Origin of the sequence: uncultured Pseudoflavonifractor sp. (genome assembly GCF_944387805.1) — a bacterium.
Taxonomy (GTDB): domain Bacteria; phylum Bacillota; class Clostridia; order Oscillospirales; family Oscillospiraceae; genus Pseudoflavonifractor.
Genome location: NZ_CALXGI010000052.1, coordinates 1 through 19,402, shown reverse-complemented (window position 1 = coordinate 19,402; position 19,402 = coordinate 1). Strand labels below are relative to the sequence as shown.

Sequence of the window (19,402 nt, the reverse complement as noted above, 5' to 3'; positions counted from 1 at the left end):
GCTTGATTTTGTGTTGCCTTTTTCGCTGCCTCCAAAACCTGAAATTTCTACTTGACTTTTGTTAGCAGGTCTTTCCAAATCGCAACCGCTTACGCTGGGTTGCGATTTGGGTCCGCCGCTACACGGCGGTTTTGTCCTGTCATGAGGAGATATCGATTTTAAACGCCCCTTCCAAAATAATCGGGCCAAAACTCCTTCGGGACAAAGTGTCTCAGGCCGGGCGGGTGGTGTTCGGGTTGCCGCCCTTGCCGCTGGGATCGAGTGCAGCAGGGTCATTCCACGTTGTCGATGTATCTCTCACAGAACCGCATCATAATGACCGCGATCTGCGCTCTGGACGCCTCCCCTGTGGGGGCCATTGTGGTGCCGCCGGTGCCGGTCAGCAGGCCCTCGGCAAAGGCCCAGGCCAGGGCGTCCCGCACCCAGCTATCTTCGGAAATGTCAGTAAACCTGGACAGATCGCCGGTGGCGGAGATGTCCCAGCCCATTTGATAGGCGAAGTTGCGCAGGACAACGGCCATCTGCTCTCGGGTCAGGCTTTCATCAGGCCGGAAGGTGCCGTCCCCAAAGCCGCCCGCCACGCCGTTGGCAACGGCCCAGGCGATAGCGTCCGCGCTCCAATAGTCCTCGTCCACGTCGGTGAAGTTGGCGCTGCCCTCCACGTCGGGCTGGCCCACCATGTTGTAGAGAATCTGCATAATCATTCCCCGGCTTACGGTGGTACTGGGGCTAAAGGTGGTAGGGCTGGTGCCGGACATGATGAAGTTGCCGTAGACGTACTTGGCCCCCTCGATATACCATGCGTCCTCCGGCACGTCGGTAAAGGGCATGTCCACCTCAAAGGTGACGGAGATGGTCACGTCCCCCTCCGGCTGGGTGAAGGTAAAGGAGTCGTCCTCCCGGGCGGTCACAGCCACGGGATCGCCGTCCTCGCCGGTGACGGTGACGGAATCCACCTTGTAGCGTTCCTCGGGTGCAGCGGTGATGGTCACGGTATCCCCGGCCTTGGGTTTCTCGGGGCCGATGGTGACAGCGCCGTTTTCCGGCTCGGTGACGCCGGGGGTGTAGGTGGGATTGCTGGGGGGCGTTCCACCGCCGCCGCTGCTGGGCCGCCGGGTGACGGTAAAGCTCACCTGTGCCGTGGCCACGGCCCCGCCGTCATAGGCCACGGTGATGGTGGCCGTATAGGCGCCGGCGCTCAGACCGGAGACGGGCCGGATTGTCCAGGTGGTAATGCTCCCGCCAGCGGGGACGGTGGAGCCGCTGCCGCCAATCACAAAGTTGGCGTTGTCCACGGTGACGCCGGAAATGGCGGCGTCGCTGTTCCCGGCGCTAGAAATGGTAATGGCCTTTGCCTCCGGCTGGGTATAGCCGGGATAAACGCTGTCAAAGGCGGGGCGGTGACGTTGAGGGTATAGGCAGGCGCGGCCCCGGTGGCAATGGTCACACTTGCCGCCTCGCCGGTAAAGCTGGTGTCCGTACTCTTGGCGCGCACCTGATAGCTGCCGGGGGCAAGGCCGGTGAGCTCCGTGCTGGTCAACTCGGCATCCTTCCAGCTCTAGCCGCTATCGTCGGAAATCTCATAGGCCGTCCCTGCGGTCAGGCCGGTAATCCTGCCGTCGTTCCGGCCCGCCACGGTTTCATTGACTCCCTGCACGTCGGGGGCCGCAGGCCGGGCGGGGATAGTCAAGGCCTCCGTGGTGGGGTCGCTGGCGTAGTTATTATCCGTGGCTGCTGTGCGGAACAGAACCGTCACCGCTGCCGAGCCGTCCCAGCTGAAAGAAGTCAGGGGCATATTTGCGGAGCAGCCCTGCCACCGGCTTGGGACACTTTGTCCCATAGCTATGCCGTACTCCATGCTCTGGGTTGTGCCGGACAGGGACTCGTCCTCATAGTCGATGGTGGGCAGCGTAGTTGGCGCGGTGCCTCTGGCCGGGGCGGTAAGGGGTTGGACGGCGCTCTTGAAGGCGCTACCTGTGGCCGCCGCATAGATGTAAATGGTGTTCTTCGGGTCTACATGGACAAGGGAGCCGTTGCCCTGTGTCCAGCCGGTGTCGCTATAATCGCCGGTGCCGGTGATGTCATAGTAATACCCGTTGGAAATCTCCACACCCTCAGCCTCAGTGTCAATTTTCAAGGCAGGCGCGGTGGACCGGGCTGGGACAGTCACAGTAGCCGCATCGCTGGCGGTAGAGCCGTTCTCGGTGGCCGCGTGGCGCACCTGGAAGTTGCCGCCGGGGGTAATAGACAGAGCGGTGCCGCTGCCTGTCCAGGTATCGCTGCCGGGCAATTTCACCTCATAATTGTTCGACGCCGTCACAGTTTCCGTCGCATAGTTGATAGAATATCCCTCTGTCCCGGTTGGGGTGGCATGGGCGGTATAGATGGTGGTGCCGGAGCTGCTGGGGCCGGACGGCTCATAGTAGTCATTCCCGGCAAACCGGCAAACCGGGTGTAGAAGGTATAGGCCGTACCAGCTTGCAGATTATTAAAGGTCATCCCAGTCTGCCAGCGATCTGTCAGGACAGAGGTTTCATCGCCCGTGGTGTAGCCGTATTGAATAGTGCCGTAAGTGGTGGTGTCCCCGGTGACGGCGTTCAGCGTGACGCTGTTGGCCGACACGCTGCTTGCGCCGCTGGGCGCGCTGGGCACTGCGCTCTGCGTCCCCTTATTCAAGGTCAGGGTAGCGGTACCGGTGCTGGCGGCGAGGCCGTGCGTGTCGCCGCTCCCCGCCACGCCGCTGAATTGGGCGGTGATGATGTTGGTACTGCTGCCGACAGACCAAGTGATGTTGCCTGTGTTCTCAATGGTTTCGGTCAGCGAAGCGGTGTAAGTACAGCTGCCTGTATTCGCAAGAGTGCCTATACCCAGCCGGGCATCGCCAAGGCAGAAAGTTACTGTATCGTTGGAAATGTCGCCTCTGAAATTACTATCAGCTGTCACCGTTGCGGTGATGGTAATGTTCCCGCCGTAAGCAGCAGAGCTGGGGGAAAGTGTCACCGCCAGAGTGCTGGGGTAACGCACGTCGCCGCTGCCAATACCCGATAATGTGCCGTTGTCGATGATAGTGCCGTTGTTGGAGAGGGTGCCGTTGTTGGTCAGGGTTCCCTCCACGGTCAGCATCGCGCCTTCCCTCACGGTCAAGGTGGAGCCGGAATTGATTGTCAGCGTCTTTCCTTCCTCAATGGTGAGGGTATACCCCTCGGGAATATCCAGATTGCTGGAGACGGCGAAGGAATCGCCGCCGTAGATTTTGCCCTCAGTCTGCGCGAAAATCAGGCCGCACCAGCTGGTTGTATTATCGTTGTCGCTGATGCTGCTGGCGAAAATCACCGCTGTACTGTTTGCGCCGGTTGCAAAGGCACCTCCACCGATCCCTTTCGCGGCACTACCGCCTCCACCAATACCCGCGCCGCCGCCGCCGCTGGTTTTGTTACCACCCTTGGCGGTCACTATTCCACCGTGTATGGCGATCTCACCGCTGCGCCCGGCCCAGCCGATAGTCGCCCCCGTCTGGCCGATGCCAGCGCTGCCACCCGTACCGTCTCTGGTGCTGCTTGGGGCGGTAGTGTTGAGGATGCCGGAGCCGTTCTCCTGGCCATAGATGGTCAGTGAGTTGCCGTTAGCCACTTCGATGCCTGCGTTGGCATCCAGGGTGCAGTCGTCCGCCAGAATGAGGCAGACGTCGCCGGTGACGGTGACGCGGGAGGGAATGGTGACATTGCCGCTGACAACGTACCAGCCGGAGTCCCATGTTTGGTCACTTGCCGTTACCTCCGTGGCCGTTCCCGCAACTCCGTCATGCGGGGTCAGGGTACTGCCCTCATAGGTGTAGAAGATGTAGGGCACGTTTTCCGCCGCCAACGCCGTCATGGGCAACAGCCCCGCCAGCAGGGAGAAACATAAGAGGAACGCGCAGATGCGCTTAACGATCCGTTTGGTCTTCATTTGCCAGGCGGATGTGTTCTCACGGGTGGGTGTATGTCCGGTTCCCTGTGGTTTCCCGGTTTCAAGGAGTACATCTTCATCCATGAGCCGAAACGGCAGCCGGACTGCATGTACTTCTTCCTTGGAGGCAAGGAGGCTAAAACCTTCAACCCAATTCTGAAAACTGTTCAGGAGAACACAGAGGAACTCCGGGCTTTCTACCAGAGCAAAGGTGCCGATACGGTGTTTCAGTTGAACCCCGGTAACCACTTTGTCCAGGGCACCGAGCGAACCGCCACCGGGATTCAGTGGCTGCTGGGCCGGTAGGCTTATTCTTTGAATATGACGTGCCAAGAATTGAGTCGTCCGTCGGGTAGAAAAGACTTGCTTAACCGTCTTGGCAGCGTTACAATATTCCAAACCCAGAGTCACAAAAGCGCTTTCCAGCCGGAACCGGCAGACAATGTGATATAATTTGAAATAACACAGCACTCTTTTTGTTTCTGGCCCACATACCGTTGATATGGCTGGATATTTCTGCGTTCTATTCTGGACTGGTATATTGTAACGTATCCTCCTCTGGATTTTCCAAACAAACTTGTCTTACTATCTTTGATGGTGTCGGAGCAAAGCGGTGACAGAGATTCCTTTTTAGTGTGTGAGGCAAAAGAATGAATGCCATTTTAAAAAAATTGAGAGAGATTCAAGCGAGGCCTTCGCTGTACTTAGCACAACCCACACTCGCTCTTCTAAAGTCGTTCATCGATGGATATGCTTTGCGGGATTATGAATTGACTGGAAATTCAGACTACGCAATGAGAGATTACTGGGGAAGATTATTTTCTTTGGGAAGAAATGATTTAGGCCAATGCGGCAACGGGAAGTCATCCTCTTTTCTTAAAAAACCTGAACTGATTATGGGGCATACATTACAAGCTGCAGTTGGACATCATCACGGAATAGGTTTGCAAGAAAACGGAAATTTGTGGATATGGGGCGGGGACTATGGTGTTTTAGCTGATCACTAATTTTGGAAATATATGGATACTAAATGAGGAACGGGCCAGATAGGAAAACTATCAAAAATAGAAAAATGCAACTCATCCTGGTAGTTCTGAGAAAAGCCCAACCCTCTAAATTCTTGAAGGCGCATCACATCAAATTGAAATAAGGTACAAATAACATAGGAGGAACTGTTTTCTGTGAGGGACCAATGGATAAAATGGGAACCTAATATTTCGGTTCAGCAAAAATACTTTATAAAAAAGATTGTGGATGATGAAAGCGGCCTATATATATTCTTAGTCAGCACAGAAGACGATTCAAAAATTTGCATTGAGTTTCCGGGGGCAGTATATGCCTACCGCAGTATGGATGAACTTTCTGCACTTGGGACTATGGATCATGTAGTTGATGAAGAGGGGCATTTCATAGCCTCGGATTGGACTTTCTTCTTGGTGGAGAAATCAAGCTATGCAGAAAAAATAAAAGATAGTTCGAAGGGGGTTTATTCTGATTATAATTTGATCCATTTTGCTGTAATCTCTGGTGAATCGCTTTTTGAAGTCATAACAGATATGGTGCCACATTTTATTGAGGGCTGGGAAAAATAGTAGCGCATCAGCTTTTAGCCAATCAATACCCTAAGTGTATTTAGGCAAGGCTTCCGCCCGGATAGGGCGGTACTCCCTTCAGCGATTTGTCCAAACTTAAATACCGCATCCGCCACGCACAAAAAACGAAGCTGCATCGGTCCAAGGGTAGCTATGGTTTTTCAAAGGCAGTTATACCTGATGTGTATTTGGTAAGTGAAGTGCGCTGGCCGAGCAGGACAGGGAGTCTATGTTCCAGAAACTCAGAAGAATCCATGTTTCTGAAACAATCTCTAAAGAGAGCGTAACAATATTGGGGTACAGACAGGATGCAGACTATATATCATTTAACCAGGGGGGAGACCAAATGAGCGACGAAGTATTTCAGCAGAATCTGGACGATAAAAATGTCCCTCGTCCCGGCGGCCCCTATCTCATTCAGATGCTGTTCAAAGAACCAGCGGCCATGCCGGAGAAAGAAAGCATGACCGCCGTAATGGAAAAGCACATCGGCCCTGTGGAGTGCTTCTGCCACGATAAAAAGACAGCAGGCTTTGCTGCACTGGAGCATATTGCGGAATTTAAGGACGGCAGAGCTCCGGTACAGCTGATGGTGATGGGATGCTGCAAATTTAAGGGCAAGGGCTTTGATGCGTTCCTTATGAGCCAGATGTGGGACTGCCGGGAGGACCGCGAGCGGATCTTCCGGGAGTGCCGGTATCAGGTCGTAGCCACCGACATGCTGGCGGCGGCGCTCCCGGCTCTGGAGCGGGCCAATCTGGACGCTGACTTTGTAGAGGCCCTTGCTGAGCTGTATCCTGCCTGCCAGGCATTCTACTTTCAGAACTGCGGCAAACTGCTGCTGGCCGAGGATGTGCGCGCTCATCAGATTAAGGGACCGGATCGCTTTATTCGTTTTGGCGTCAATGTACGATTCTTCAACATTCAGGGCACCACGGATATGCTGATTGATACGGTGGGCATGGGTACGCTGTTCCTGCCGGACCTGCAATACCATTTCCACGGAATGGATCCCAATTGGGTAGTAAACCACGCCTATAATGCAGCGTCGTATATTCTGGCAAATGATAACCCCATCGAGGATGGAGAGACAATAGACGGCATAGTGGCTGGGCAAATGAGCCGGGAGATCCAATGGCAGTGCCGGTATGAGGATGCTCTGATTCAGCCGCCCAGAGGTGTGGTGGACATTCACATGGGCGAGTACGCTTCCGGAAAACGCTGAACTGACAGAACACCTGTCATCCTCTTAGGCGGATTTGCGTCCGGCGGGCGTATGCTCTGCCTGCTGCACAATAGAATTTGATATACCCGCGGAGCGTCCGTTGTCCGGGCGCTCCGCGTTTCACAGCCTCCTTTGCAGATACACCATATCCACCAGCTGAACCCCGCACTCATAAATCGGATGATCGTAGTGGCCGGTGAAGAAGTCCTTGACCAGGTGATGCCTGCGAAAGCCGCAGGATTCATAAAACGGGATGGTGCACGGACTGTCTCCAGTGCCTACCTGCAGTACCGCATACCGCCCTGTATAAGTTCCAATTAAGAAATCTATCAGGGCTTTTCCATAACCTTTCCCTTGAAATTCCGGCTTCACAGCAATGTTTTTCAGTTCTAAAACGCCGTCTCCCTCATCCGTTATCACGCACTCCGCCTTGACTCCATCCTCCTCCAGCACATACATGGTCCCCCGCTCCAGATAGCGGTCGACCATGTTCTCCTGCTCGTCCGCCAGCAGAAGCAAATCGAGATACCGTTTTTTGTTCTTCTCAACTTTTCTGATTTTCATCCGTACACCTTACTTTTTCAGCAGCCGCTTCAGCGCGGCGGCATCCAGCAGATTTACCGTTACAAACCTTCCCCCGCAGAATACAGCCCAATTGTTGAACACGCAGGGCAAGGCTTTGGCCTTTTCCAGGGTATCCACCGGAACGAGGGTATAAGGCGCCCCTGCATCTCCGCAAGTTTTGCGCACCAGTTCTATGCTCTGGTAAATATAAGGGCACTGGGAACTGTAATAAATGGTCAAGTCCGGATTTTCAATCTCCAGCTGTTTGGCGTTCTCCGCAAACCGCGGCTTCGTTCCATCAAATGAGCAGGCCAGCAGCCGGTAGCCATCCGGAGTGTTGTCCACCGTTTCAAACCCATACCTTTCTGCAAAGGCCTGGTCCGAGAGCCAGGCCTTCTGCTTTTCTGCTCCCAGCATACACACGCCGGATTTTCCCTTGGCCCTGGCGTCAGCCAGGCAGTACTCCATCAGCTGCCTGCCGTAGCCCTTACCCTTGAAGTCCCCCGAGACCCACAGACAGTAAATGTAGAGATAATTCTCCCCCTCCACCGGCACCCAAGCGGTTTCCAGGGGAGCATACTCGATGAACACTATGCCCTTGGCGTCCAGCTTGCGGAACACATGTCCTTCCTTCAGCCGCTCTCTGAGCCAGGCCCGTTTGGCCTCCACGCCGGGGTGGGGCTTCTTACTGCGGATAATGCAGCACAGGTGCTCCTGATCCAAATTTTCTTCTGTCAGGTTGATAAATTGCTCGTCCATTACTTGTCACCGTTTTTCGTATATCAGATCCACAATCCCGTTCCAATGTTCCGTTTTCACCAGTCTCAGCGGCAGCTTCTGAGAAAACTCCGGAAACAGGCCCACGCCTTTGCCCAGCACCGTGGGGATGATCGACAGCCACAGCTTATCAATGCGGTTCTCTTTCAGCAGTTGTCCGGATACAGACGCGCCCCCGCAGAGCCAGATATTTCCCTTGTGCTCCGCTTTCAGCTTGTCTGCCAGGGCAGCCGGTTCCCTATTCCAGAAAAAAATGTCCTCCTGGTCTTTTTTCTGCCGGTGGGTTACCACATAACAGGGGCGCCCCTTATAGGGCCAGCGGTCTGGAGAGAGCTCCGTGATGATCTGGCAATAGGTGGTCCAGCCCATGATGATGGCATCCACCGTATTCAAAAATGCCGGGTAACTGCCGGGGGCGTCCGGCTCACTGCCGTCTCCCGACAGCCAGTCCACGCCGCCCCGCTCGTCCGCAATATAGCCATCCACACTCATGGCGAGATATAACACGATTTTTCCCAAAACAGTCGCCTCCGCTGCATCTATTATACCCTGGCGATATGAAAAAGCAAGGCAAGCGAAACGTGACAGACAGTTGACATGTTCCTGTGTTATAATAGAAAAAACCGGACAGAAAGGGAGCGGTGTTACTCATGAAGCTGGAGCGGCTCATCGGTATCCTGTCCATCCTGCTCCAGCGGGAGAAAGTCACCGCCCCGGAGCTGGCGGAGCAGTTCGAGGTATCCCGCCGGACCATCCAGCGGGACGTTGAATCCCTGTGTCAGGCAGGTATCCCCATTTCCACCGCCCAGGGCACAGGGGGCGGCATCTCCATCATGGAGGGCTACCGGGTGGACCGCACCTTGCTCACCGCCCCGGAAATGCAGGCTATTCTGGCAGGTCTGCGGAGTCTGGACAGCGTCAGCGGCACCCGGCGCTATGCTCAGCTGATGGAGAAGCTGTCTGCCGGGACAAGCGGCCTGTTGCCCGGCGGCGCTCACATGCTCATCGACCTCTCCTCCTGGTACAAGACCAGCCTGCCGCCGAAAATCGAGCTCATCCAGGAGGCCATAGAGCGGCGCCGCGCCATCCGCTTTACCTACTTCTCCCCAAAAGGGGAGACGGCGCGCACCGTTGAACCTTACTACCTGGTGTTCCACTGGTCCACCTGGTATGTGTGGGGCTGGTGCCGGATGCGGGAGGATTTCCGTCTCTTCAAACTCAACCGCATGACGGAGCTCACCGCCGGAGAACCCTTTGAGCCCCGTTTTGCACCGCTTCCCGACCTGGAGCCGGAGCAGATCTTTCCAGCGGAGTACCAGGTCACCGTTCTCTTTGAGCCCGCCTGCCGCTGGCGGCTGGTGGAGGAATACGGCGCGGACCGTTTCACCGTGGAACCGGACGGCAGGCTGCGCTTTACCGGCGGCTTTCCCGACGCCGACAGCGTGCTCAGCTGGGTGCTCACCTTTGGAGATAAGGCGGAGCTGCTGGAGCCGGAAGAACTGCGGGAACAGCTGAGGGACCTGACTGAAGCATTAGTCTGCCGTTACCGAAGGAGGGATTAGTACGGCGTCTCATCAGGACTTTGTGGACTATGTGGCCGAGCAGCTGCGGGAGGCGGGCGCCATCCGCAGCCGGAGGATGTTTGGCGAATACGGCCTCTACTGCGACGATGTATTCTTTGCCGTCATCTGTGACGACCAGCTTTTTGTCAAGAGCACTCCGGCTGGAGAGGCCGCGTTTCCCAATTTGCCCAAGGCTCCGCCCCACGAGGGGGCCAGGGACTATATCTGGGTGGAGGATGTGGACAACCGGGACACCATGACCGCCCTCACCCGCCTCACCTGTCTGGCCCTTCAGGAGCAACCGAAAAAAAGGAGGAAATGACTATGGCCTTTGACTATAAGAAGAAGTACAAGGAGTTCTACCTGCCGCCCAGGGCACCAGGCATCGTCACCGTGCCCGCCATGAACTTCCTGGCGGTGCGGGGGCAGGGTGATCCCAACGAGGAAAATGGCGCCTACAAGCAGGCCCTGGGGATGCTCTATGCCGTGGCCTTTACCATCAAAATGAGCAAGCTGGGAACGCACAAACTGGAAGGCTACTTCGACTATGTGGTGCCGCCTCTGGAGGGTCTGTGGTGGCAGGCGGGTACACAGGGCGTGGACTGCACACGCAAGGCGGACTTCCGGTGGATTTCCCTCATCCGTCTGCCGGAGTTTGTGACAAGGGATGCCTTTGACTGGGCTGTCCGGGAGGCTGCGGAGAAGAAGCGGCAGGACTTCTCTCCGGTGGAGTTCTTCCCCTGGGAGGAGGGCTTGTGCGTCCAGTGTATGCACATCGGTCCCTACGACAATGAACCCGCTACCGTGGCTGCCATGGAGGCATACGCCAGGGGACAGGGCTGCGCGTTGGATTTCAGAGAAGGCCGGTTCCACCACGAGATCTATTTGAGCGATGTACGGCGGTGCAAGCCGGAAAAATTGAAAACCGTCATTCGGCTGCCCATTAAACGGGCAGAGTAAGAAGAAATAGATATGAGCATGCGCCCGGAGGAATATGGCCTTCCGTCCCCGAAGCAAAGTGCAGGCGCCGTAGTTCTGACGGAAAAGCAAGCCGCCCTCTCTCCGGGTTAGAATTCATCCTCGGTTAAAATCGGCACAAAAGGAGAAAGGTGTTGTTCTCTTTTGACCCTGCATCCGCTATGATAATATCAGCAGCTGCAGAGAATCAATCATAATAAGAGGAGAATATCACCATGAACACAGATAAAATTTTCGCGGAAGCCATCGCCAACGAATACGCCCCCAAGGATACCTCGAAGGTCGTCGCTCTGAGAAAGCTGGACCGGAAAGCGAAAGGCCCGGCCAACATCTTTGCTTACACTTTCGGCATACTGATGACCCTGGTCCTCGGCTTCGGAATGTGCCTTTCCATGCAGGTGATTGGAAGCGGCGGCATTTTGATGACGGGCGCCGGAATCCTTCTTGGAATTCTGGGCATCGTCGGTGTGGGCCTGAACTACCCCATCTACAAGAAGCTTCTGCGGTCCGGCAAGGAAAAATATGCCTTTGAAATTATGCAGCTGGCCCGGGAGATCAGCGAATCGGCTGAATAAACGCAAGGAGGGCAGCAGATGAACAAATCTGAGAGCAAATACTTCAATACTGCCCTACGAATGGACGAGGCGCTCATCGCACTGCTGGAGAAGAAGGACCTGGAATATATTACGGTAAAGGAAATCTGCCGCCAGGCCGGCGTGAACCGCTCCACCTTCTATCTGCACTATGAGACCATTGGCGACCTGGTGAATGAGACTCTGGAGATGATCACTCAGCGCTTTCGCTCCTATTTTCCGCAGCAGGAGGAGAATATCCTGCGCGGCATAGACAGCCGGGACCGGGAAGAACTGGTATTGGTCACCCGAAAATATCTTCTCCCCTATCTCCGCTTTATCAGGGACAACAAGAAAATCTATCGGGCGGCATTTCGGAATCCGGTCAGCATGCAGTCCCTTCCCCGGTATGAGAAGCTGAAGCAGTATATCCTCAGCCCTATTCTGGAGCGGTTTGAGATCCCGGCTGCCTATCGTCCCTATTATATTGCCTACTACATAGAGGGAATTGTCGCCATTGTCAAGGAATGGCTGCAGCAGGACTGCAGGGATGATGTGGAGATGGTTTCCGATATCATCGAGTCCTGCGTGCGGTCCGGGAGAGGCAGCCATGAGAAATAAGGGCGGGGTCAGGCGCTTTCTCCGGACATGGCGGGAGGATTACATCTATCAGACCCTGGTGAGCGCCGCTGTATCCTTTGGCTGCACGGCGCTCTTTGCTCTGTACAACGGATACCTGGGTTTTCGCTATGGCTCGGTCTGGCATGGGAGCATCGGCATATTTTACCTCCTGCTCACGGCAATTCGTGGCACCATTCTTCTGACAGAGAAAAGAAATCAAACACGGTCTGAGGCGGAGCAAAACCGCTGCCGCCGTCAGACCTTCCTCATCAGCTCCGTACTGCTTCTGCTGCTGGATTTGGCGCTGATTCTGCCTATCTCCATGATGGTGGTTCTGGACAAGCCTGTGTCCATGGGACTAATCCCGGCCATCACCATGGCGGCCTATACCACATGGAAAATCACCATGGCCTCCATTCATATTTCCCGGCAGCGGCGCCGATCCAGCGGAAATATTCTGGTGGCAGAGCTGCGGACAGTCAATTTTATCGACGCACTAATGGCGATTCTGACGCTGCAAAATACTTTGATTATGGTGGAGCGGACAACGGCAGACCAAAACGACATGCTCCCGCTTTCCGCCGTCTCCAGCGCACTGATCTACGCCATCATTGCGGCGATTACCATACGCATGCTGCAAAAAGGGTTGAAACAGCCGAAAGTGTGACGCAGAGAAGGGCGAAAAAGAGCTCCCATATTTCATGGTTATCTCTGTTTTCTCACTTAACCGCCTTTATTTGGCGCGCTCACCTTCGCCTGTCTGCCGCCTGCCGTGGCATTTCTTTTTCTGTTGTGCTATAATGCCTCTAAAGTGCGGAGAGGAGGCGGGCACCATGGCCATTGAAAGCGGCGCGTGGATTATGAGGGGGCTGGATTGGGACAATCCTTCCTGTATCCACAGCTGGCAGGAGCTTATCTGCTGGATAGACGAGGTGGGGTTTCTTCCCCTATTCAAGAATGGGATTGACGGCTTCTCCGTCGAGGAGCGCACCTCCAGCCTCTGCTGGTGGAGCGGAAATCCGGAGCAGGACCCATGGGAGTGGAGGCAGCTCATGGCCCGCAGCGGCCAGGTGGCCTACGGCAAGTTCTTTGGGAAAAAGGCCGGTTTCATTTCCAAAGCGTGGTTTCCCCACTTTGCCAACTGGCGGCGCAACGGCTATGATTTTGACAGCCGCTGGGATGAGGAGCTGGCCAGCCTGCGTCAAAAGCGCATTATGGACCAGTTCGCCGCGAAGGACGAGCTGTACTCCTTTGAGCTCAAGCGCCTGGCCGGGTTCGGCAGAGAGGGCGAAAAAAACTTTGACGGCACGGTCACTGAGCTTCAGATGGAGACCTACCTGCTGATTCGGGACTTCCGGCAGCGTCTCAACAAAAAGGGCCAGCCCTACGGGTGGCCCATCTCGGTCTATGCCACTCCGGAAGCGCTGTGGGGCTGCGAGTACATCTCCTCTGCGTACAGTCTGGAGCCTGCACAGTCCGGGGCGCTGATCTGCCGGCAGGTACGCAGGCACTTCCCGGCGGCCACCGACGCTGCGCTCCAGGCGGCGCTGGGGCGGGAGCAATAGCGCCCCGAGTAATGCCCTTACAGACCGCTACGCTGAAATATGGAGGAATTGAAATGAAGTTTGATGCAGAAAAGCTAATCTGGACCAGGCCGCCGGAGCAGTACCGCATCTCGCCGGAACAAATTGAAATCACCACCCAGCCTCACACCGATCTCTGGCAGCGGACTTACTACCACTTCCGCAATGACAGCGCGCCAGTCTTACAGCTGGAGACGGAAGAGCCCTATTTCAGCTTTGTGGTCAAGACCGACTTCACCGGCAGCAAGCACCGCTTTGACCAGTGCGGCATCGTCCTCTATCTGGACAGCGAGAACTGGCTCAAGGCCTCGGTGGAGTATGAAAACGGGGATTTTCAGCATCTTGGCAGCGTCGTCACCAACGGCGGATACTCTGACTGGGCCACCACTGCCATCGATGGCAGCATCCGCACCATGTGGTACCGCCTCAGCCGCCGTGAGGATGATTACCGGATTGAGTGCTCTCAGGACGGCGTCACGTTCAGCCAGATGCGGATCTGCCACATGCAGAAGGGCGGCGGGGTCATCCGTTTTGGCCTCTATGCCTGTTCGCCGGAGAACTCCTCCTTTACGGCGGTATTCTCTCAGATGCGTATGACCCAGTGCCAGTGGCAGGCCCACGACGGGCAGCAGCCGGACAAGGAGTGACTGCCGTGATTCGTGATATATGCAGGGATGAGGTATTCCTGGCTCAGAAGGCGGAGCCCGCCACACCGGACGACCGCTCCGCCGCCGCTGATCTGCTGGAGACCCTGGAGCACCACAGGGACAGCTGCGTGGGTATGGCGGCCAACATGATCGGCGTCAACAAACGCATCATCGCCTTTGACAACGAGGGGGCCCGCATGGTCATGTTCAACCCGGAGATCATCAAAAAATCCGGACCCTACGATACAGTGGAGGGCTGCCTCTCCCTCAGCGGCACCCGCCCGGCCAGGCGGTGGCAGTCCATCAAGGTGCGCTGGCAGAACGAGCATTTCCAGGTACGGCTGAAAACCTTCACTGGCTGGACAGCCCAGATCATCCAGCATGAGCTGGACCACTGCGAGGGGATTATCATATGAAAAAGTGCAGAATCACAGTCATGCGCATCACTCAATATCCGGACCTGATGGCCCGGTATGAGAACCCTGTCTCCCACGCCTGCGGCATGAAAGAGGGGCAGGTTTTCATCGCCAACGGCTGGGAACGGCCGGAGGGCTTCTGCCAGAGCGCCTGGGATACCCTCTCCCCTTTTGTACTGGCCCTGAGCCACGGCGGGGAGAACTTCTATGACGGCTGGATGAAGAATCCCAGGTCCGCCATGCTCTCCTGCAATGACGGCTTCCGTCCGGTGAGCTTTCTGGTGGAAGCCCTGGACGAGGATTCGGACTGAGAAGGAGCTCCATGCTTGAGAACAGCAGCGCTGTCCTTACCGGCGGCGCCTGGGACATTGGCAGAGCCGTTAAGGCAGGCTTCATCACCGGCGCGGACATCTGTGACGACGGCGCGCCCCGCCAAATGTTCTGCCGCAACGGCTTCGGCCGGACGATGCAAGTCGGAGGCCGTTTATAAAACGCAGGACCGCCCGGGCAGTCAGCCCGGGCGGTCTCCTTTTTCAGCTTGCCCAGTGGGCCACGGCATCCCGCAGGAAGCGGGCGCAGCCGGAAAGGCGCTTGTCATAGTAGGCAACAAACCGCTCATCCATCACATAGAGCTCCGCAATCCCCCGGTGCCTGACCGGGTCATACCGGTTTCCGGTGATGGTGAGCCACCGGCGGTGAAGGCCGGTGATCTCCTTCCCCGCCTCCCCTTCCGGGGACAATCCCCCCTGAACCGCCGCCTCCAGCCGTTTCTGAATCTCCCGGCCCAGGTTTGTCCACTCCTGATACTGCTCCCGGGTCAGATTCATTACCGCAGCGTTGGCCTCATCTACCTCCTGGTCGCCGTACTCGGCGCGGATTTCCGCCCCATAGGCTTCTTCATTATGCGCCACGGCCCGCTTCTTGAATGCTTCAAACTTCTGCTCGTCGCTCATGATTTCATTCCTTTCTTCCGCCCCAATGGTGTCTTTCACCGATCGGATCAGCTTCTCCAGCCGCTCCCGCTCCGCCTCCAGGGCTGTCAGATGGGTTCGCAGGGCGGCCAGACGGTCAAAGGAGGGATCGTCCAGACATTCCTTGATTCGGGCCAGCTCCACCCCGAGGGCCCGGTAATAGAGAATGTTCTGCAGCCGGTCCACCTCCGCACCGCCGTAATAGCGGTAGCCGCTCTCCGCCACACGGCTGGGCTTCAGCAGTCCAATCTGGTCGTACCAGCGCAGGGTGCGGGTAGTCACCCCGGACAGGCGCGACAGCTCCTGAATGGAATATTCCATAAAACTCCCTCCTTATGGACAGTGTAGCAGTTGACGGAGCGTCAAAGTCAAGGAGAAAATATAGTTCTTTCAGCAGACTGCAAAATCTGGTATACTGGGGACAGCACAGTCGGGAAGGAACATACATGCCATGAAACTTGCCATTCTCTCCGACACCCACGGCCTGCTGCGGCCAGAGGTGACAGAATATCTGAAACACGCCGACGTCATTCTCCACGGCGGCGACATCAACAGGCAGAGCATTGTGGACGAGCTGCGGAAATACGCCCCGGTCTACATCGTCCGGGGCAATAACGACAGGGAGTGGGCGGAGGATATTCCCCACGACCTCACCTTTACTCTGAACGGCATAAACTTTTACATGGTCCACAACAGAAAGGAGGTCCCAGCAGACCTCTCCGGGGTGGATGTGGTGGTGTTCGGCCACTCCCACAAGTATGTGCAGGAGGAGCGGGGCGGCATCTTGTGGCTCAATCCCGGCTCCTGCGGTCCCCGGCGGTTCCACCAGGAGATTACCATGATGACGGCGGATCTGACAGAAGGGACGCTCCACGTGGAAAAGATCTCCATCCCCCATGAGGCGAAGTGATGGAACTGGGGCTGACCTTTCCCCTTCAGCGGTTTCTGAAAGCAAAAACGCCGGCCTGCGGCACAGAGCCGGACCGGCGCTTCTGCTGGGACCTCCATGTCATCGACCTGCGGGGGCGCAGGTGCTTGCTTTCCGTCCACTGTCACAGCCGTTACACCTTCGTGCGCTATGATGTATCTCCCCTCCAGTGGACAGATATCCCCGGCCTGTTCCGGGAGGGACTGTTTGACAGTCTCACAGCGGCTGGATTTGCGTCAAATCAGGTGGAGAAATATCTCCATCAGGCAGGGCATATGGAAATCACCCGCACTCACGGCCGCCGGGAGGTGGCTTTTCTCAACCGTGCGTGGGAGGATGTGCTGGCCCTGGATTTGTGTCTGGACACCGCCGGCCAGGCCCAGCCCCTGCTGGACCTCGCCGTCAATACCCGCCCCAGCCGCTGCGTGGGCTTTGAAGGACTGGGGATGGGGCTGGAGCGGATCGATGCAGCATGGAACAAGTGAAGAGATGCCTCTTGCCCGTTCCGCTCAGGACGAGGCTGCGGACAGCTTTTCCAGCTCTCCCTCGATGAGAGAAATGGCAATGGCAAAGGCCTGAATACGGCGCTTGGCCAGGGTAATCTGGGCGCGGCAGCGGGCAGGATTTTCTTTCCCTTCCAGCGTCTTAACCGTCTCCCGCAGCTTGTGCAGGGTGGAGTCAATCTGCCGCTTGGCCTCCAGCAGCTCTTTTTCGGAATAGGTCATGCTTTGCCTCCTGAAAACAGATGTTACTGTCTGATACTCTCCAGTATAGCACATCACAGAAGGGCATGTCAGGAAACCGGACGAAAGCGGCGGTTTTTCTTGGCAAATTTTCCTGGCCCGGACGGCATACTGAAGCATGGGTTCAGATACGATCTCTTCCGTCAGCGTCGGCCGCCCCGACGATTGCGGAAATCCTCTTCAATAGCGTCCTTCCAGTGCTCGTCCAAAGGCGCGCTGCACCGGACTGCGGACACAGCGCCGCTCACCACCTCATAGTTGAGACGGGTTCCCTCGCTGTCGCAGTGGTACTTCACCGCCCGGTCGGGAGTGATGCCCAGGCTCCCCGCCGTCTCCACCGCGTCGATGTTGGCCCCCAGGAAGAGAAACTCCCAGCCGTATTTCTCCTTCTGGCGCCGGATCATCTCCTTCACCCTCCGGGCCGAATAGCGGCGGCTGGCGTTCTCCATACCGTCGGTGGTGATGACGAAGAGGGTGTGCTCCGGCACGTCCTCAGGGCGGGCATACTTGTGGATGTTCCCAATGTGGTGAATGGCTCCGCCCACGGCGTCCAGCAGAGCGGTGCAGCCCCGGACATAGTACTCTCTGCGGGTGATGGGCTGAACATCCTCCAGCCGCATCCGGTCGTGGAGCATCTCAGTCTGGTCGTCAAAGAGAACCGTAGAGACATATGCCTGGCCAGGTTCCCGCTTCTGCTTTTCCAGCATGGCGTTGAAGCCGCCGATGGTGTCCCCTTCCAGCCCCTGCATGGAGCCGCTGCGGTCCAGAATAAATACCAGTTCCGTCAAATTCTTTTTCATTCTCAAATCCCCCTATTCTGTGTTGCCTGCCTTGCTGCTAACAGTATAGGAGGATTCTTCCTCTCAGAGGTCGCCTGTCAGGCGACAAATATCCATGTCTCTCCGCATCCGGGCGCAGCGTCCCATTTCCCGGCTCTAGTCCAGAATCGCCTGCCGCTCCTTCCCTGTCTGCACCCGGAGCGTTGGCCTGCCGCCCTTGAACAGCCGCGCAGCCAGCCGTTTCCCCTCTCTTTGAATTGGTCTTCCGTGGTATTTCGTACGCCGCTGTGCTATAATGTCTTTCATGCACTGACAGAAAATTTGCGCCACAGCATGGCGGCAGTTTCCTTTCTCTTTGCCTCGCCGTGCCGCATGGACGCGCCAAAAGGAGGCCATTGCCTTGTACGAATTGATCCACGTTTCCGGGCGGAGCTACTATATCCAAAGTCCCGCCAAAATCGGTCTGGTCAGACTGAGCGATAAGGAGGTATGTTTGATTGACAGCGGAAACGACAAGGATGCCGGCCGCAAGGTGCGGCAGCTTCTGGACGCCAGCGGCTGGCGCCTGACCGCCATCTACAACACCCATTCCAACGCCGATCACATCGGCGGCAACCGGTATCTCCAGGGCCAGACTGGATGCAGAATCTACGCCCCAGGCATTGAGCGGGATTTTACCCGGCATCCGGTTCTGGAGCCCGCCTTTCTGTACGGCGGCTTTCCCTGTAAGGACCTGCGCCACAAGTTTCTCCTGGCTCAGGAGAGCGACGCGGCTCCGCTGACAGCAGACGTCCTGCCTCAGGGCTTCGCACTCATCCCTCTGCCGGGCCACTTCTTCGACATGGTGGGCTTTCGCACACCGGACGATGTGGTCTATCTGGCTGACTGCCTGTCCAGCCGGGAGACCCTTGACAAATATCAGATTGGATTTATCTACGATGTGGCTGCTTACCTTGAGACGCTGGAGCGTGTCAAAACCATGCCGGCAAAGATGTTTGTCCCAGCTCATGCAGAGGCCACGGAGGACATCGCCCCGCTGGCACAGTACAATATCGACAAGGTGTGGGAAATTGCCGGGAAAATTGCAGATATCTGCTCTGTTCCCCTCTGTTTTGAGGCAATTCTACAGCAGCTGTTTACTGAATACGGCCTGACCATGAACTTTGAGCAGTATGTTCTGGTGGGCAGCACGGTACGCTCCTATCTGTCCTGGCTGAAGGATACCGGCAGTCTGGCCGCACAGTTTGAGCACAATCAGCTCCTGTGGAGAAGGGTGTAATGCCGAAACGCTGCTCTATCAATGCATCGCCACAAAACAGCACAAACAAGAACATGGGCAGTCTCCCGACAGCTGCACTGGTCACCCGGCCATGGGCCTGCGGAACGGCTGCGGCGCTGCGATGTCTGCGGAATATATGAAAAGACCTGCTAACAAAAGTCAAGTAGAAATTTCAGGTTTTGGAGGCAGCGAAAAAGGCAACACAAAATCAAGCCGC

At 56.5% G+C, this 19,402-nt stretch carries 27 protein-coding genes; 18 read left to right on the top strand and 9 right to left on the bottom strand.

The genetic code is table 11. The annotated features are described in order from the left end of the window. Nucleotides 1-272 precede the first annotated feature (272 nt). The 3 genes from Q0K06_RS10975 to Q0K06_RS10965 form a co-directional block, all read right to left on the bottom strand. On the bottom strand, nt 273-1,295 hold the full coding sequence (locus Q0K06_RS10975) for an S-layer homology domain-containing protein (protein ID WP_294552303.1): 1,023 nt from the start codon (nt 1,293-1,295) through the stop codon (nt 273-275). Between the two features lie 263 nt (nt 1,296-1,558). Continuing rightward, the gene (locus Q0K06_RS10970; RefSeq protein WP_294552301.1) at nt 1,559-2,290 is read right to left on the bottom strand and encodes a hypothetical protein; all 732 of its coding nucleotides are present in this window, start codon (nt 2,288-2,290) and stop codon (nt 1,559-1,561) included. 26 nt (nt 2,291-2,316) lie between these two features. Continuing rightward, nucleotides 2,317-4,281 carry a fibronectin type III domain-containing protein gene (locus Q0K06_RS10965; RefSeq protein ID WP_294552300.1) on the bottom strand — a complete coding sequence of 655 codons (1,965 nt, stop codon included), beginning with the start codon at nt 4,279-4,281 and terminating at the stop codon, nt 2,317-2,319. Between the two features lie 317 nt (nt 4,282-4,598). On the opposite strand from Q0K06_RS10965, the gene Q0K06_RS10960 reads away from it, so the two are divergent. From Q0K06_RS10960 to Q0K06_RS10950, 3 genes are all read left to right on the top strand, one after another. Further along, a complete protein-coding gene (locus Q0K06_RS10960; RefSeq protein WP_294552299.1) occupies nt 4,599-4,955 on the top strand; it encodes an RCC1 domain-containing protein in 357 nt (118 codons plus the stop codon). A gap of 174 nt (nt 4,956-5,129) precedes the next feature. Continuing rightward, on the top strand, nt 5,130-5,540 hold the full coding sequence (locus tag Q0K06_RS10955) for a hypothetical protein (RefSeq protein WP_294552298.1): 411 nt from the start codon (nt 5,130-5,132) through the stop codon (nt 5,538-5,540). Between the two features lie 346 nt (nt 5,541-5,886). Then, nucleotides 5,887-6,765, top strand: coding sequence for a DUF4261 domain-containing protein (locus Q0K06_RS10950; RefSeq protein WP_294552297.1), 879 nt, complete (start codon nt 5,887-5,889; stop codon nt 6,763-6,765). A 120-nt stretch (nt 6,766-6,885) separates the two neighbouring features. On the opposite strand, the gene Q0K06_RS10945 is transcribed toward Q0K06_RS10950, so the two are convergent. The 3 genes from Q0K06_RS10945 to Q0K06_RS10935 are packed head-to-tail and all read right to left on the bottom strand — an operon-like array spanning nt 6,886 to nt 8,625. Continuing rightward, nucleotides 6,886-7,329: a GNAT family N-acetyltransferase gene (locus Q0K06_RS10945; protein WP_294552296.1), complete on the bottom strand. Its 444-nt coding sequence runs from the start codon at nt 7,327-7,329 to the stop codon at nt 6,886-6,888. A 9-nt stretch (nt 7,330-7,338) separates the two neighbouring features. Continuing rightward, nucleotides 7,339-8,088 (bottom strand): GNAT family N-acetyltransferase, encoded by a 750-nt coding sequence (locus Q0K06_RS10940; protein ID WP_294552295.1) that lies wholly within the window; start codon nt 8,086-8,088, stop codon nt 7,339-7,341. 6 nt (nt 8,089-8,094) lie between these two features. Next, nucleotides 8,095-8,625, bottom strand: coding sequence for a dihydrofolate reductase family protein (locus Q0K06_RS10935; RefSeq protein ID WP_294552294.1), 531 nt, complete (start codon nt 8,623-8,625; stop codon nt 8,095-8,097). Nucleotides 8,626-8,756: 131 nt separating this feature from the next. On the opposite strand from Q0K06_RS10935, the gene Q0K06_RS10930 reads away from it, so the two are divergent. The 11 genes from Q0K06_RS10930 (at nt 8,757) to Q0K06_RS10880 (ending at nt 14,975) form a co-directional block, all read left to right on the top strand. Beyond that, entirely contained in the window at nt 8,757-9,668 is a 912-nt protein-coding gene (locus tag Q0K06_RS10930) for a YafY family protein (RefSeq protein WP_294552293.1), read from the top strand. Between the two features lie 22 nt (nt 9,669-9,690). Further along, nucleotides 9,691-9,990 carry a TfoX/Sxy family protein gene (locus Q0K06_RS10925; protein WP_294552292.1) on the top strand — a complete coding sequence of 100 codons (300 nt, stop codon included), beginning with the start codon at nt 9,691-9,693 and terminating at the stop codon, nt 9,988-9,990. Between the two features lie 2 nt (nt 9,991-9,992). After that, nucleotides 9,993-10,628 (top strand): GyrI-like domain-containing protein, encoded by a 636-nt coding sequence (locus tag Q0K06_RS10920; RefSeq protein WP_294552291.1) that lies wholly within the window; start codon nt 9,993-9,995, stop codon nt 10,626-10,628. Between the two features lie 233 nt (nt 10,629-10,861). Beyond that, the gene (locus tag Q0K06_RS10915) at nt 10,862-11,221 is read left to right on the top strand and encodes a dihydropteridine reductase (RefSeq protein WP_294552289.1); all 360 of its coding nucleotides are present in this window, start codon (nt 10,862-10,864) and stop codon (nt 11,219-11,221) included. Between the two features lie 18 nt (nt 11,222-11,239). After that, on the top strand, nt 11,240-11,839 hold the full coding sequence (locus Q0K06_RS10910) for a TetR/AcrR family transcriptional regulator (RefSeq protein ID WP_294552287.1): 600 nt from the start codon (nt 11,240-11,242) through the stop codon (nt 11,837-11,839). After that, a complete protein-coding gene (locus Q0K06_RS10905) occupies nt 11,829-12,506 on the top strand; it encodes a hypothetical protein (RefSeq protein WP_294552284.1) in 678 nt (225 codons plus the stop codon). The genes Q0K06_RS10910 and Q0K06_RS10905 overlap by 11 nt, the downstream gene beginning before the upstream one ends. Before the next feature lie 166 nt (nt 12,507-12,672). Next, nucleotides 12,673-13,404 carry a hypothetical protein gene (locus Q0K06_RS10900; RefSeq protein ID WP_294552282.1) on the top strand — a complete coding sequence of 244 codons (732 nt, stop codon included), beginning with the start codon at nt 12,673-12,675 and terminating at the stop codon, nt 13,402-13,404. Between the two features lie 53 nt (nt 13,405-13,457). Beyond that, nucleotides 13,458-14,069, top strand: coding sequence for a DUF1349 domain-containing protein (locus Q0K06_RS10895; RefSeq protein WP_294552280.1), 612 nt, complete (start codon nt 13,458-13,460; stop codon nt 14,067-14,069). Nucleotides 14,070-14,074: 5 nt separating this feature from the next. Continuing rightward, a complete protein-coding gene (locus Q0K06_RS10890; RefSeq protein ID WP_294552278.1) occupies nt 14,075-14,485 on the top strand; it encodes a peptide deformylase in 411 nt (136 codons plus the stop codon). Beyond that, on the top strand, nt 14,482-14,796 hold the full coding sequence (locus Q0K06_RS10885) for a TIGR04076 family protein (RefSeq protein WP_294552276.1): 315 nt from the start codon (nt 14,482-14,484) through the stop codon (nt 14,794-14,796). Before Q0K06_RS10890 ends, Q0K06_RS10885 begins: the two co-directional genes overlap by 4 nt. 11 nt (nt 14,797-14,807) lie before the next feature. Next, nucleotides 14,808-14,975, top strand: a complete 168-nt coding sequence (locus Q0K06_RS10880) for a hypothetical protein (RefSeq protein WP_294552274.1) — start codon at nt 14,808-14,810, stop codon at nt 14,973-14,975. Nucleotides 14,976-15,018: 43 nt separating this feature from the next. Here Q0K06_RS10880 and Q0K06_RS10875 read toward each other — a convergent pair whose 3' ends face one another. Further along, entirely contained in the window at nt 15,019-15,777 is a 759-nt protein-coding gene (locus tag Q0K06_RS10875) for a MerR family transcriptional regulator (RefSeq protein ID WP_294552272.1), read from the bottom strand. 130 nt (nt 15,778-15,907) lie between these two features. Here Q0K06_RS10875 and Q0K06_RS10870 point away from each other — a divergent pair, with 130 nt between their 5' ends. Both Q0K06_RS10870 and Q0K06_RS10865 read left to right on the top strand, forming a co-directional pair. Further along, on the top strand, nt 15,908-16,366 hold the full coding sequence (locus tag Q0K06_RS10870; protein ID WP_294552270.1) for a metallophosphoesterase family protein: 459 nt from the start codon (nt 15,908-15,910) through the stop codon (nt 16,364-16,366). After that, entirely contained in the window at nt 16,366-16,869 is a 504-nt protein-coding gene (locus tag Q0K06_RS10865; RefSeq protein ID WP_294552268.1) for a hypothetical protein, read from the top strand. Before Q0K06_RS10870 ends, Q0K06_RS10865 begins: the two co-directional genes overlap by 1 nt. A gap of 24 nt (nt 16,870-16,893) precedes the next feature. Here Q0K06_RS10865 and Q0K06_RS10860 read toward each other — a convergent pair whose 3' ends face one another. Both Q0K06_RS10860 and Q0K06_RS10855 read right to left on the bottom strand, forming a co-directional pair. After that, complete coding sequence (locus tag Q0K06_RS10860; RefSeq protein WP_294552265.1) at nt 16,894-17,109, bottom strand: hypothetical protein; 216 nt, start codon at nt 17,107-17,109, stop codon at nt 16,894-16,896. 161 nt (nt 17,110-17,270) lie between these two features. Further along, nucleotides 17,271-17,927 (bottom strand): vWA domain-containing protein, encoded by a 657-nt coding sequence (locus tag Q0K06_RS10855; protein WP_294552262.1) that lies wholly within the window; start codon nt 17,925-17,927, stop codon nt 17,271-17,273. Between the two features lie 379 nt (nt 17,928-18,306). Here Q0K06_RS10855 and Q0K06_RS10850 point away from each other — a divergent pair, with 379 nt between their 5' ends. Continuing rightward, the gene (locus Q0K06_RS10850; protein ID WP_294552259.1) at nt 18,307-19,185 is read left to right on the top strand and encodes an MBL fold metallo-hydrolase; all 879 of its coding nucleotides are present in this window, start codon (nt 18,307-18,309) and stop codon (nt 19,183-19,185) included. Continuing rightward, a partial coding sequence (locus tag Q0K06_RS10845; RefSeq protein ID WP_294552257.1) for a hypothetical protein occupies nt 19,151-19,402 on the top strand: 252 nt, incomplete at its 3' end. The genes Q0K06_RS10850 and Q0K06_RS10845, both read left to right, overlap by 35 nt.

Excerpts from the sequence above, each read along its gene's own strand:
- Q0K06_RS10875 (WP_294552272.1), bottom strand. The coding sequence starts at position 15,777 with ATGGAATATTCCATTCAGGAGCTGTCGCGCCTGTCCGGGGTGACTACC.
- Q0K06_RS10940 (WP_294552295.1), bottom strand. The coding sequence starts at position 8,088 with ATGGACGAGCAATTTATCAACCTGACAGAAGAAAATTTGGATCAGGAG.
- Q0K06_RS10930 (WP_294552293.1), top strand. The coding sequence starts at position 8,757 with ATGAAGCTGGAGCGGCTCATCGGTATCCTGTCCATCCTGCTCCAGCGG.
- Q0K06_RS10960 (WP_294552299.1), top strand. The coding sequence starts at position 4,599 with ATGAATGCCATTTTAAAAAAATTGAGAGAGATTCAAGCGAGGCCTTCG.
- Q0K06_RS10880 (WP_294552274.1), top strand. The coding sequence starts at position 14,808 with ATGCTTGAGAACAGCAGCGCTGTCCTTACCGGCGGCGCCTGGGACATT.
- Q0K06_RS10920 (WP_294552291.1), top strand. The coding sequence starts at position 9,993 with ATGGCCTTTGACTATAAGAAGAAGTACAAGGAGTTCTACCTGCCGCCC.
- Q0K06_RS10905 (WP_294552284.1), top strand. The coding sequence starts at position 11,829 with ATGAGAAATAAGGGCGGGGTCAGGCGCTTTCTCCGGACATGGCGGGAG.
- Q0K06_RS10915 (WP_294552289.1), top strand. The coding sequence starts at position 10,862 with ATGAACACAGATAAAATTTTCGCGGAAGCCATCGCCAACGAATACGCC.
- Q0K06_RS10950 (WP_294552297.1), top strand. The coding sequence starts at position 5,887 with ATGAGCGACGAAGTATTTCAGCAGAATCTGGACGATAAAAATGTCCCT.
- Q0K06_RS10895 (WP_294552280.1), top strand. The coding sequence starts at position 13,458 with ATGAAGTTTGATGCAGAAAAGCTAATCTGGACCAGGCCGCCGGAGCAG.
- Q0K06_RS10900 (WP_294552282.1), top strand. The coding sequence starts at position 12,673 with ATGGCCATTGAAAGCGGCGCGTGGATTATGAGGGGGCTGGATTGGGAC.
- Q0K06_RS10945 (WP_294552296.1), bottom strand. The coding sequence starts at position 7,329 with ATGAAAATCAGAAAAGTTGAGAAGAACAAAAAACGGTATCTCGATTTG.
- Q0K06_RS10855 (WP_294552262.1), bottom strand. The coding sequence starts at position 17,927 with ATGAAAAAGAATTTGACGGAACTGGTATTTATTCTGGACCGCAGCGGC.
- Q0K06_RS10865 (WP_294552268.1), top strand. The coding sequence starts at position 16,366 with ATGGAACTGGGGCTGACCTTTCCCCTTCAGCGGTTTCTGAAAGCAAAA.
- Q0K06_RS10860 (WP_294552265.1), bottom strand. The coding sequence starts at position 17,109 with ATGACCTATTCCGAAAAAGAGCTGCTGGAGGCCAAGCGGCAGATTGAC.
- Q0K06_RS10910 (WP_294552287.1), top strand. The coding sequence starts at position 11,240 with ATGAACAAATCTGAGAGCAAATACTTCAATACTGCCCTACGAATGGAC.
- Q0K06_RS10885 (WP_294552276.1), top strand. The coding sequence starts at position 14,482 with ATGAAAAAGTGCAGAATCACAGTCATGCGCATCACTCAATATCCGGAC.
- Q0K06_RS10870 (WP_294552270.1), top strand. The coding sequence starts at position 15,908 with ATGAAACTTGCCATTCTCTCCGACACCCACGGCCTGCTGCGGCCAGAG.